Raw genomic sequence first — 12,591 nt, 5'->3', positions numbered from 1 at the left:
CTTACCACCGACGCTCGAAGCGCCGCCTCAGGATGATGGCCGCCGCGTTCATGATGATCATGAAGACCAGCAGGACGATGATCGCCGCAGCGGTGCGTTCGTGGAAGGCCCGCTCCGAGGCGTTCTCCCAGATGTAGATCAGCGAGGGCAGCGCCCCGACCGGCTGGTCGATGGCGTGCGGCACACCCGGCACGAAGCTGACCATGCCGATCAGCAGCAGCGGCGCGGTCTCGCCCAGGGCATGGGCCATCGAGATGATGGCGCCGGTCATTACGCCGGGCATGGCCAGCGGCAGGACGTGGCTGAACACCGTCTGGGTCTTGGAGGCGCCCATGGCCAGGGCGGCCTCGCGGATCGACGGGGGGACGGCCTTCAGCGCAGAACGGGTGGCGATGACCAGGGTCGGCAGGGCCATCAGCGCCAAGACCAAACCGCCGACGATGGGACTGGCGCGCGGCAGATGCATCCAGTTGATGAACAGGGCCAGACCCAAGAGGCCGTAGACGATCGACGGCACGGCCGCGAGGTTGTTGATGTTGACCTCGATGATGTCGGTCAGCTTGTTCTTGGGCGCGAACTCTTCCAGCCAGATGGCCGCGCCGACGCCCAGCGGAATGGCGATCAGGGCCGTGACCATCAGCATCAGGGCCGAACCGACCACGGCGCCCAGGACGCCCGCCAGTTCCGGCTGCGTCGAATCGCCGTTGGTGAACAGGGCGGTGTTGAAGTGCGAGCCGATCACGCCTTCGGTCTGCATCCGGTCCAGCCAGGCGATCTGCTGGTCGGTCAGGCGGCGTTGATCCTCGGGCGTCTCCCTGGAGATTTCGCCCTTCAGATACAGATCGGCGTCGTCGGAGAGCGGCACGGCCAGGGGCACGGTTTCGCCGATGACTTCGCTGCGCTTGGCGACCAGATCGGCGGCGACAAACTTCAGCTCCGACGAGAACAGCCGCTTCATCTGCGCGGCCTTCGTCCCGGCCGCGTCGTCCTGAATACCCATGCGGGCCAGCTGCTGCTCGGCGGCCAGTTGCTCAAAGTTTGAGCCCTGCGGATAGGCGCGGTCCACGCGCGCCGGGTCCATGAAGACCGGCACGGTGACGGTGTGGGTGTAGAAGGCGGTGTGGCCCTGCTCGACGATGCGGACCAGCAGCACGGCCAGGAACAGCATGGCGGCGGCGATGGCCAGGCGGCCATACCATTTGAAACGCGTTTCCTTGGCGTGGCGACGCTTCAGACCGGCCCGCAAGCGGTCGAGACGTCCCTTGGCGGCCGCGCCGTCGATCTGATCGGGGGTCGCGTCAGTCATATTGTTCCCGATAGGTCTGCACGATCCGGTGGGCGATGATGTTCAGCATCAGGGTGACCAGGAACAGGGTCAGGCCCAGGCCGAAGGCGGACAGGGTCTTGGCGCTGTTGAACTCCTGGTCGCCGGTCAGCAGGGTCACGATCTGCACGGTGACGGTGGTGACGGTGTCCAGCGGATTGAAGGTCAGGTTGGCGGCCAGGCCCGCAGCCATGGTCACGATCATGGTCTCGCCAATGGCGCGCGACACGGCCAGCAGCAGGGCGCCGGCGATGCCCGGCAGCGCGGCGGGCAGAAGAACCCGCTTCACCGTCTCGGACTTGGTCGCGCCCATGGCGAACGAGCCGTCACGCAGCGACTGAGGCACGGCGTTCAGAATATCGTCGGACAGGGACGACACGAACGGGATCAGCATGATGCCCATCACCGCGCCGGCCGTCAGGGCCATCTGGTTCTGAACCAGAGCCAGGTATTGACCCAGCCCGTCCAGCGGTCCGCCGATCAGGAAGAGGCCGATCTCGTTGAAGAAGACCCGCAGCAACGGCCCAACCGTCAGGGCGGCGAAGAAGCCGTAAACGACGGTCGGCACGCCGGCGAGGATCTCCAGCAGCGGCTTGATCACCGCGCGGGTCGTGCGGCCGGCGTATTCCGACAGATAGATAGCCGACAGCAGGCCGATCGGCGCAGCGACGCACATGGCGATGACCATGATCAGCAGGGTGCCGGCGAACAGCGGCACGGCCCCGAAGGCGCCCGAGGACCCAACCTGATCGGCGCGGATGGCGATCTGAGGGCTCCATTGGGTGCCAAACAGGAAGTCGAGAACCGGCACCTTCTGGAAGAAGCGGAAGCTGTCGAAGGCCAGGGAGGCGATGATGCCCAGGGTCGTCAGGACGGCGATGGCCGAGCAGACGAACAGGGCGCCGTAAATCCAGCCCTCGACCCGGTTGCGGGCGCGCGTCTGAGGCTTGATCTGCGTCAGGGCGAACAGGCCGCCCAGGATTGCGGCCAGGATGGCGGCGCCACCGCCGCCCCACGACAGAGTGCGTTCGATGCGAACCATGCGGCGCGCCTCGACCGGCAGCTGTTCGGCCAGCGGGCGTTCCCAGATCTGGAGCGCGGCCTCTCCGCGACCCACGCGGTGGGCGTCGGCGAAGAAGGCGTCGCGGCGGAACGGCTCCAGCGCCGCGACCGCATCAGGCGTACCGACCGCGGTCAACTGACGCTGAAGCGGGGCGGCGAAAACCGAGGCCAGGATCAGAACCAGAAGAGCCGGTGCGGCGACCCAGATCAGGGCATAGGCGCCGTGCTGGCCGGGGCGGGAATGGGGCTTTGCGCCGATCGCACGACGACGCGCCAACGTGCGTCCGCCCAAGAAGGCGGCCGCACTCAAGGCGACGAGGATCAGCAGATAAATCCAGATCATTCAGAAGTCCGAAGCGCCGTGCGCGAATCGACGACGGTCCTGAACATCGGGACCAACGCGGCGCGACTACTGCCTGCGAATGGTCAGCGGATTACGACGGGTCGATGACAGTTGGGTGACAGCGACCGTCCGTCGCGGCTTCAGCGTCGCTCGATCGGTTGAGGAAACCAGGCGGTGAAGGCCGCGCCCATACCCGGCGCGCTTTCGACCACCAGACCGCCCTGGTGACGGTTGATGATGTGTTTGACGATGGCCAGGCCCAGGCCCGTCCCCTGCCGCTCGCCGCTCTTTTGACCCTCGACCCGATAGAAGCGCTCGGTCAGGCGGGGCAGATGTTCGCGCGCCATGCCGGGCCCATGATCGCGCACCGTGACGGCGGCATAGGAGACGCCCGCCGTGCGGTCCGGCGTGACCAGCGGCAGTCGTGTCGCGCCAGGCATGCGCGAGGCCCAGGCCTCGTCGAACGACAGGTCCGAACGCACCGAGATTTCGACCGTGCCGTTGCGTGACGAATATTTGACGGCGTTGTCGAGAAGGTTCTGCACCACCTGCAATATCTCGTCCCGATCTCCGCTGATCGACGCCCTCGCCTCTCCCTGATCCAGGGCGATGGCGATCTCCTTTTCGCGCGTCAGAACGCTGATGGCGTCGACCACGTCGGAGGCGGCGCGGTCCAGATCGACGCGACCGGACGGCGGAATATGCTCGTTCAGTTCGATACGGCTCAGCGATAGCAGATCCGCGACCAGCCGCCCCATTCGGTCCGCCTGGGCCGACATGATGTCCAGGAAGCGGTCGCGCGCGACCACATCCTCACGTGCGTGGCCTTTCAAAGTCTCGATGAAACCGCTGAGCGAGGCCAAGGGCGTGCGCAGTTCGTGGCTGGCGTTGGCCAGGAAGTCCACGCGCATCATCTCGATGCGGCGCGAGTCCGTTTCATCGCGCAGGATCAGCAGGGCCAGCTCCGACCCGGCCTTGCCTGACGCTTCGAGTGAGAGCGGCCGGGTCCAGGCGCGCCAGCGTCGGTCGCGCTGCCCACCGGTCGCATAATCCGTGGTGCGCGCCGTCCCGCCGAAAAGGGCTTCGTCAACCGCCTCCAGCACGCCCGGTTCACGGATCACCTGAACCAGCAAGGCGCCTTGGCGCTGGATGCGCAGAAGTTCGCGCGCGGCCGCGTTCGCCATCACGATGCGTCGCCCGGCGATGTCGTCCGGCTCGCCGCCGCTGACCACCAGCACCGGATCGTCCAGCGCCTCGAACACCCGGTCGAGAAGATCGCCCGTCACCATATCGATGGCGGGCTCGGTCGCAGCGCTGTCGCTCGCGACCGGAGCCGCCAGCGATGGCTCGCCCATGTTCAGCAACCAGGCGGAAGCCGCCACGATCACCGCGCCGCCAACCAACCAATCGGCCAGTTGAGGATGCAGAATCGCCAGCACCAGCAATGTCGCTATGGCGATGCCTATGCTGGCGCCGACCGTCCATAACCGCGAAGTGGAGATCGGTGCGACGGGCGAAGGCGAGACTTCATAAGGCATGGCGTCAGGCCGACCTCCATCTGAAAGTGATTTCCGATCCTTGCACGGATTTCATGACGGCGCGTCGACAGCCAGGGCGTTCTTTAGCTTTGCCGCACGGTTTCTTTAGGATTTTCAGCCAGGATGTCGCCAAGGGAGGCCTCGTGGACCGCATCATCCATTGCATTGCGCACGATCACGATTGGCGGATCACTCTGTTCGCCGCTCTGATCTGCATGGGGGGCCTCCTCGTCGCGACTCGCGTCATGCAGCGTATGAGGACACGCGATCCCGCGCGACGCCGCCGCTCCGTCATTTTAGCGGTCATTATCGGCGCCTTGTCGATCTGGGCGACCCACTTCGTCGCCATGCAGGGTTTTGTCGCCGGCGTTCCAGTGCGCTACGATACGGGTCTGACATTGGCCTCGCTTGGGGTGGCTCTCGCCATGATCGCGCTGACGATCGGCTCCACCATGCTGGGCAGGGGCCCGCAGTGGCGCATGCTGGCGGCCGTCGTCGCCGTCGTTGGCGTGGGCGCCATGCACTACCTCGGTATGGCGGCGATCCGGGCGCCGGCGCACATCAGTTGGGACCCAGGCCTCGTCGCAGCATCGATCATCGCCGCCCTTGCGATCGGCTGTCCGACGGCCTTCTTCTATCGTCGGGGAAGCCCCTTCAGATTGATCGTCACTGCCGCATGTCTTTCGGCGACAGTGATCGTTCTTCATTTCGTCGGCATGGCCGCGATCAATGTCTCGCCCGATTTCTCGATCGCCAATGATCAGGGCCTGTCGAGCGGAGCCATAAAAATCCTCCTGGGCTCGATCCTGCTGTTGATCTGCGGAGTCGGCGTCGCCTTGGGCGTTATGGACCTGAGGTCGGCCACCACCTCGCTTCGCCGCATTCGCGAAGCCGTGGACGCCATGCCGGACGGTCTGGGCTTCTATGATTCCAGGGATCGGCTGGTGCTATGGAATGCGCGCTACGCCGAGGTGAACCCCGAGTTGGAACCCCACCTGATCGTCGGCCTTACCTTCCGTGAAGCGCTGCGGATCGGCATAGACGAAGGCCGCTACCCAGAGGCGGCGGGCCGTGAAGAGGAATGGCTGAACGAACGCATAAAGGCGCGTCGTCAGTTGTCCTCCAGCATCGAGCAGCAGGTCACCGGAGGACGCTGGCTGCGGATTCAGGACCGGCGCACCTCCGAAGGCGGCACGGTCACCGTCTGCAGCGACATCACCGATTTGAAACGCGACGCCCAGGCTTTGGCCGAGGCGCGTGACGCCGCCGAATCGGCCAATGTCGCCAAGAGCCAGTTCCTGGCAAATATGAGCCACGAGATTCGTACGCCCCTGAACGGCGTGATCGGCCTGTCCCAGGCGCTGTCCAAGACCGACCTGACGCACGAGCAGCGCGAAATGCTGGACCTGATGCAGGCGTCGGGAAAGACGTTGCAGACCCTGCTCAGCGACATTCTGGATCTGGCCCGCGTGGAATCGGGCAAGCTGGAGCTGACCGAAGACGCCTTCGAACTGGCGACAGCCGTGCGCGAAGCGGCGCAACTTTATGCCGAGAATGCGCGCGAGAAGCACCTCGACTTCCACGTCGACATCGATCTGGAAGACGACGTCTGGATTTTGGGCGACGCGGTGCGATTGAAACAGGTGCTGACCAACCTGATCTCGAACGCCGTAAAGTTCACCAGCAAGGGTTTCGTCGGCCTGATCGTGCAGCGGGGCGCGGATCGCGAGGGTTCGCCCGTGCTGCGCTTCACCGTTGAGGACAGCGGCATCGGCTTCGACGCCGCGACGCGCGCGCGCCTGTTCAGCCGATTCGAACAGGCGGATGGCGGAATCACGCGCAGATTCGGCGGGTCGGGCCTGGGTCTGTCCATCTGTCGTCAGCTGGCCGAGATGATGGGCGGCGATCTCGACTGCGAAAGCGAGCCCGGCTCGGGTGCGGCCTTCATACTGACCCTGCCGTTGAGGCCGGCCCGGCCGCCCATGGCGAGGGAACAATCGGCGCGGCAACCCGCCGTTGCCGCTCAGGAACGGCCGGTGCGGGTTTTGGTGGCGGACGACCATCCGACTAATCGTCGCGTCATCGAGCTCATCCTCGCCCAGACCCCGGCGCAGATCGTCATCGCAGAAGATGGCGCGCAGGCGCTCGAGGCCTTCCGAAGCGCGGCGTTCGACCTGGTGCTGATGGACATGCAGATGCCGATCATGGACGGACTGACGGCGACGCAGGAGATTCGCCTGCACGAGGCGACCATGGGTCTGGATCGCACGCCGATCGTCATGCTGACCGCCAACGCCATGCCGGAGCACGTCGCCGCCGGACGGGCGGCGGGCGCCGACCACCATTTGGCAAAACCCTTCAACGCCGCCGAACTGCTGGGCATCGTCGCTGCGCCGACGTCGCTACTGACGGATTGCGCAAAAGCGGCCTGACCCGTTCCTGAAGCGGAACCTTTGACGGTTGCGCCTCGGACCTGATGCGTGTAATAGCCCGCGCTCTTGAATTCGAGGGTTCATCACCCCCGCCGCGAGAGCCCCGGGTTGGCGCGGCGTTTCCGTTGTTGTTGAGGCGAGCCACATGGCCGAGATCATTCTGAACGTGGACGTCCGCGATGGCGTCGGCACCGGCGGCGCTCGCGCTGCGCGTCGCGCCGGTTTCGTGCCGGGCATCCTTTACGGCGGCGACAAGGCCCCCGTCGCCATTTCGGTGAACGAGAAGGACTTCCGCAAGTCGCTCTACACCGGCAAGCTGCTGGGCCACCTGGTGACCCTGAAGTACGGCGACGAGACCCAGCCGGTCATCGCCAAGGACGTGCAGTTCGACCCCGTTTCGGACCGCCCCCTGCACTTCGACCTGATGCGCGTCGATGAGAAGGCCCCGGTCAAGATCGAAGTGCCGGTGCACTTCCTGAACGCCGACGAAGCGCCCTTCGCCCGCCAGGGCGGTTCGCTGGAAGTCGTCCGCCACGCCGTCGAAATCCTGGTTCGCGCTGACCAGATTCCGGAAGAACTGGTCGTCGACCTGGCCAAGTCGCAGATGGGCGACACCATCCGCATCTCGGACATCACCCTGCCCAAGGGCGCGGAAGCCACCATCACCGACCGCGACTTCGTGATCGCCACGATCAAGGTTTCTTCGGCTGCTCTGTCGGCCGCCGCCGACGAAGCCGCCGACGCCGAAGCGGCTCCGGTCGAGAAGATCGAAGACTGATCCTTCGTCGCTTCGACAAGATCATGCCCCGCCCGGTTCGCCGTGCGGGGCTTTTCTTTGCCTGACGCAAACGGCAAGAGGACGCCATGATCATCATCGCGGGGCTCGGCAATCCGGGCGGGAAATACGAAAACAACCGGCACAACATCGGCTTCATGGCCGCCGACGAGATCGCGCGCCGGTGGCGGTTCGGTCCAGAGCGCGCCAAGTTCCAGTCGATCGTCAGCGAGGGTCTGATCGACGGGACCAAGGTCATGCTGATGAAACCCCAGACCTATATGAACGAAAGCGGTCGGGCGGTCGGCGAGGCGGCGCGGTTCTACAAGATCAAGCCGAGCGAAATCATCGTCTTCCACGACGAGATCGACCTGGCCCCCGGGCGGTTCCGCATGAAGACGGGCGGCGGCGCGGCGGGCCAGAACGGCATCCGCTCCCTGATCAGCCACCTGGGCGCCGACTTCCGACGCGCCCGCATGGGCATCGGTCATCCGGGCGAGAAGGAATTGGTCATGCCCCACGTTCTGAGCGACTTCCACAAGGCGGAACAGCCTTGGCTGGACGCCATGCTCCAGGCCTGCGCCGACGCCCTGCCTTTCGCGATCGCCGGCGATGACGAACGCTATCAGGGCGAGGTCATGCGCCTGGCCCCCGCGCCCAAGTTCAGCCCCCGCCAGGCCGCGCGCGGCGAGCTTTAGGGCAAACCGCCGCCTATCACGTCGCCGCAAAACGCCGTAGAGGCCAGACGTGACCCGCGCCCAGGCCGACAATTGGTCGATCTCGCAATCGCTCGCCTTCCTGGCGGCGGTGTTCGCGCTCGTGCTCGGAACCCTGTTGCCGTTCGCGGCTCTCGCGGCGGTCCAGCCGGGTCATCCGCTGGTCATCTGTTCGGCGGAAGGTCCCCAGACGATCCAGTCCGGCGGCATGGACGGCCCGGTCAACAAGCACGTCGGGGCCAAATGCGCCGCCTGCGTCATGCCGTTGGCCGCCGCCTTGCCCTGCCCGCCTGCGCCCCAGCCGGCGCCGGTGGTCCGCACCGTCGAGCGCGTCGTCTATGTCGCCGCCAGCGTCAGCCCGCCGCCGCCCGCGCGCGCGCCGCCGCGTCCGCCGTCCACCGCCCCACCCCACGCCTGAACCAGACTCCAAGCCCGCGCCGGCCCCAGCGCCCGCGCGCCGTCTCGTTCTGATTTCAGGTTCACTCCATGTCCTTCAAGACTACCGCAGCGCCCTGCGCGCTGCTGCTCGCCGCCCTTGCCGCTCCCGCCTTTGCCCAGGAGACGCCTACGGAGCTCGATAGCGTCATCGTCACGGGCCAGCGTAACCCAGATGACCCCGCCGTCGTTGCTGAGGCTCGCGATCGTTTGTCCCGCACGCCCGGGGCCGTCGCCGTCGTCGCCTCAGAAAGCTATGAGGATCGCTACGCACTCGGATTCGCCGATACACTTCGCTCCGTGCCCGGCGTGTTCGCTCAACGGCGATGGGGCGAAGAAGTCCGTCTGTCGATTCGAGGATCGGGCATCGGCCAGAGCCTGCACCTCAGGGGCGTCTTGCTGGCACAGGATGGCGTGCCCTTCAGTCAGCCAGACGGTTTCGGCGACTTCCAGGAACTGGACCCGTTGGTCGCGCGGTATTTTGAAGTCTACAAGGGCGGCAACGCCCTGCGTTTCGGCGGTGCTGCATTGGGCGGGGCCATAAACGTCCTTACGCCGACCGGCCGCAATGCGCCGTTTTCGAATCTGCTCCGATTGGAGGGCGGCTCTTTCGAAACGCGGCGTGCACACGGAGCCATCGCGCGTGAGTTCGGCCCATGGGATTTTTACGCGGCCGCGACATGGTCAGGCAGCGAGGGTTTCCTCGACCACCAAGATTCCGACAGCAAGCGGCTGACGCTGAACATCGGGCGTCAATTCGGCGAGGACCGTGAACTGCGTTTGATTGTGCAAGCCAACGACCTGGACCTGGACATCTCGGGCACCCAGACGTTGGACAAGGCGCTGAACAAGCCGCGCGATCCCGATCCCTTTGTCCGCAACCTGGACTTTGGCCGAGACATCAAGTCGGTGCGTGTGACGGCGCAGACTCGCTGGCGACTGACGGACGAGTTGGTGTTCGAAGCTGGCGCCTACGCTGTCGACAAACACCTGTTCCACCCCGTGCCCGTGGTGCTGGACAATGACTATCAGTTCTGGGGCGGCTTTTCGCGTTTGGACTGGGCTGGGCGGTTGGGCGAGCTGCGAGCCGATGCCTTTGCCGGCGCCTACTTCCGAACAGGCGACAACGACAGCGCAGTCTTCCTCAACACCGGCGGTGGCAACCCCGGATTCCAAATCGGCAGCACGTTGCAGAATGCCACGGGCATGGATGTCTTCGCCGAGGGGCGCTTGTTCGTGACCGACCAGTTAGCTTTGATAGCGGGCGGCACCTGGGGCCGAGCCGAGCGCGACGTCGACAACCATCTGGTCCCGGCCAATAGCGCCCAGCGAGACTATGACTGGTTTGCCCCCCGGGTCGGCCTGCTGTGGGAACAGCCCGATGGATCGCAAATTTACGCGAACGTGACGAAGTCGGTGGAGGCCCCGACATTCCTGGAGCTCGTGCAGACGCCAGTACCCCAGTTTGTCGATCTCGATCAGCAGGAAGCCTGGACCGCAGAGATTGGCGCGCGGGGCCAACGCGGCGCGTTTCGCTACGACATCGCCCTCTATCGCTCTCACCTGAAAGGCGAACTGCTGAACTACGTCGTCATCCCCAACAATCCGCCTCTCAGCTTTAACGCCGAGGACACGGTGCACCAGGGCATCGAAGCCGGATTGGATTGGAGGTTGGTCGACAATGGCCGCGAACGCCTGACTTTGCGCCAGACATACACCTGGTCAGACTTCTTCTTCGACGACGATGCCACCTATGGCGATGGCCGGCTGCCCATTATCCCCGAACATGCCTATCGCGCGGAGTTGAAGTATGAACACCCCGCCGGCTGGTTCATCGCGCCATCCGTCGAATGGGTGCCCCAGGACATCTATGTCGACTACGCCAATCAGCTGAAATATCCAGGATACACCATACTTTCGCTCAACGCGGGCGTCGATCTGCCAGGAGGGGTGTCGCTGTTCGCAGACCTCCGCAATCTGACCGACAAGAAGTACGTCTCCAACGCCAATGCGATCACCGACGCGCGCACGGCGGCAGCGGATGTCTTCACGCCAGGCGAAGGACGTTCGGCCTATGTGGGGTTGCGTTATGCGTTCTAAGTCTGGCGACGCCTCAATGTCCGACGCCTATCGCGCGGTCTGGCGCTGGCATTTCTACGCCGGCGTCTTCGTCATGCCGGTGCTGATGCTGCTGGCCCTGACTGGGGGGCTTTATCTGTTCAAGGATGAGATCGACGGCTTTCTGTATCGCGACATGATCCGCGTGCCGGCGGTTCAGGCTCAAGCGTCGCCGGATGCGTGGGTGGCTTCGGCCGCCCAGGCCGCAGGCGGGGGGCGCGTCGCCAACCTGATCATGCCCGCGCGTGACGATCAGGCGATCCGGATCAGGGTCGATCGACCGGATGGGGTGCAGAAGACGGTCTTCGTCGATCCGCACACCGGCCGGGCCACCGGGGTCATTCCGGCGGGCGGGTTCATGGAGCTGGTCAAGAAGACGCACAGCCTGACCTTGCTGGGGCGGCCGTTCAACATTCTGGTCGAGATCGTCGCCGGCTGGACGATCATCCTGTTCGCCACAGGCCTCTATCTGTGGTGGCCGCGCGGGCGGGGCGTCGCGACCTTTGCGCCGCAGACGACCGACAGCCGCCGCCGGCCGTTCTGGCGCGACCTGCATGCGCTGACGGGGTTCTATGTCGGCGGGGTCGTGCTGTTTCTGGCCGTGACCGGCATGCCGTGGTCGGCGGTCTGGGGCGACAAGGTCATGGGGGCGGTCAAGGAGACGGGGCTGGGGCGGCCGCCCGCCCCCGTCGCCGGCGCCTGGCAAAGGGCGCAGCACCACGATGCGCCGGTCGGGGCCGGTTGGACCATGGAGGGCATGGTGATGACCCACGACCACGCCGGCCATGGCGGCCTGGCGCAGGTTCTGCGGGTCGCGGATCAGGCCAGCCTGGCGCTGCCCTATGCGGTGAACATCCCCAAGGCTGACGACACCGCCTATACGCTGACGACCCAGGCGACACGGGTTCAGGACAGCCGGTCGCTCTATGTCGATGCGGCCTCCGGGCGGCTGCTGGGCGACATCGGCTATGACCAGTTCGGCGCCGGCGCAAAGGCCATCGAGTTCGGCATCTATACGCACCAGGGCACGCAGTTCGGCCAGGCGAACCGCATCGTCATGCTGCTGGGCTGCATCGGCGTTTGGCTGCTGGCGATCAGCGGCCTGGTCATGTGGTGGAAGCGCCGCCCGCCCAATCTGTCGCGCCGACGCCTGGGCGCGCCGCCCGCCCCGCCGGGACCGCGTGCGCGCGCCGCTGTCCTGGGCATCGTCCTGCCCCTCGCCATCCTCTATCCCCTGACGGGACTGAGCCTGATCGCGGCCGTATTGCTCGACCGAGCCCTACGACCGATGATCCGGCGCCGTTCCGCCGCCTCGTGAAAGACCTGACGCCATGAAGATCAAACTCGCCCTTGCCGCCGCCGCCCTGTCGCTGGCGGCCTGCAATCCGTCCGAGCCGGCCAAGGCGCCCGCCGCGGAGACGCCGACGGCGACCGCCGCCGTGACCGCCACCGACGCCTGGTGCCGCCCGTCGCCGAACGGGGCCAAGGCCGGCGGCTGCTACGTCACCCTGACCGCCGCGACCGACGACCGGCTGATGGGCGGATCGACGCCGCGCGCCGGATCGCTTCAGGTCCACGAGATGAAGACCGAGAACGGCATGATGAAGATGGCCGAGCTGACGGCGGGCCTGCCCCTGCCCGCCGGTCAGGCCGTGGCCCTGGCGCCGGGCGGCAACCACCTGATGCTGATCGGCCTGACGGCGCCTCTGGTGGCCGGCGAGACCGTGCCCCTGACCTTGCAGTTCGCTTCGGCGCCGGCGATCACGGTTCAGGCGCAGGTTCGCCAACCGGCCATGGAAGGCATGGATCACGGCGCCCACTGACCTCAGTTGAAGCGCGAGCCTGACA

Annotated in this window: 10 protein-coding genes; 7 read left to right on the top strand and 3 right to left on the bottom strand. The window is 65.8% G+C overall.

Annotation, left to right across the window (positions count from 1 at the left end; all coding sequences use genetic code 11):
* Position 1: 1 nt before the first annotated feature.
* From pstA to DT343_RS02335, 3 genes are all read right to left on the bottom strand, one after another.
* Entirely contained in the window at positions 2–1,306 is a 1,305-nt protein-coding gene (pstA, locus tag DT343_RS02345; protein ID WP_066623249.1) for a phosphate ABC transporter permease PstA, read from the bottom strand.
* A complete protein-coding gene (gene pstC / locus DT343_RS02340; protein ID WP_112861605.1) occupies positions 1,299–2,729 on the bottom strand; it encodes a phosphate ABC transporter permease subunit PstC in 1,431 nt (476 codons plus the stop codon). The genes pstA and pstC overlap by 8 nt, the downstream gene beginning before the upstream one ends.
* 140 nt (positions 2,730–2,869) lie before the next feature.
* Positions 2,870–4,267: an ATP-binding protein gene (locus tag DT343_RS02335; RefSeq protein WP_112861604.1), complete on the bottom strand. Its 1,398-nt coding sequence runs from the start codon at positions 4,265–4,267 to the stop codon at positions 2,870–2,872.
* Positions 4,268–4,410: 143 nt separating this feature from the next.
* On the opposite strand from DT343_RS02335, the gene DT343_RS02330 reads away from it, so the two are divergent.
* The 7 genes from DT343_RS02330 to DT343_RS02300 all read left to right on the top strand — a co-directional run bounded on the left by DT343_RS02330 (position 4,411) and on the right by DT343_RS02300 (position 12,566).
* Positions 4,411–6,699 carry an ATP-binding protein gene (locus DT343_RS02330; protein WP_112861603.1) on the top strand — a complete coding sequence of 763 codons (2,289 nt, stop codon included), beginning with the start codon at positions 4,411–4,413 and terminating at the stop codon, positions 6,697–6,699.
* Positions 6,700–6,844: 145 nt separating this feature from the next.
* Positions 6,845–7,477: a 50S ribosomal protein L25/general stress protein Ctc gene (locus DT343_RS02325; RefSeq protein ID WP_112861602.1), complete on the top strand. Its 633-nt coding sequence runs from the start codon at positions 6,845–6,847 to the stop codon at positions 7,475–7,477.
* Positions 7,478–7,563: 86 nt separating this feature from the next.
* Positions 7,564–8,172, top strand: a complete 609-nt coding sequence (gene pth, locus DT343_RS02320; RefSeq protein WP_112861601.1) for an aminoacyl-tRNA hydrolase — start codon at positions 7,564–7,566, stop codon at positions 8,170–8,172.
* Positions 8,173–8,221: 49 nt separating this feature from the next.
* On the top strand, positions 8,222–8,608 hold the full coding sequence (locus tag DT343_RS02315) for a hypothetical protein (RefSeq protein WP_112861600.1): 387 nt from the start codon (positions 8,222–8,224) through the stop codon (positions 8,606–8,608).
* 68 nt (positions 8,609–8,676) lie between these two features.
* Complete coding sequence (locus DT343_RS02310; protein WP_112861599.1) at positions 8,677–10,725, top strand: TonB-dependent receptor family protein; 2,049 nt, start codon at positions 8,677–8,679, stop codon at positions 10,723–10,725.
* Positions 10,726–10,741: 16 nt separating this feature from the next.
* Complete coding sequence (locus tag DT343_RS02305; protein ID WP_258522479.1) at positions 10,742–12,061, top strand: PepSY-associated TM helix domain-containing protein; 1,320 nt, start codon at positions 10,742–10,744, stop codon at positions 12,059–12,061.
* A 13-nt stretch (positions 12,062–12,074) separates the two neighbouring features.
* Positions 12,075–12,566, top strand: coding sequence for a copper chaperone PCu(A)C (locus DT343_RS02300; protein ID WP_112861597.1), 492 nt, complete (start codon positions 12,075–12,077; stop codon positions 12,564–12,566).
* Positions 12,567–12,591 lie beyond the last annotated feature (25 nt).

Source organism: Brevundimonas vesicularis (genome assembly GCF_900445985.1).
Taxonomy (GTDB): Bacteria; Pseudomonadota; Alphaproteobacteria; order Caulobacterales; family Caulobacteraceae; genus Brevundimonas; species Brevundimonas vesicularis_D.
The sequence above is the reverse complement of the archived record's forward strand: the minus strand, read 5'-3'. Positions and strand labels throughout refer to the sequence as shown.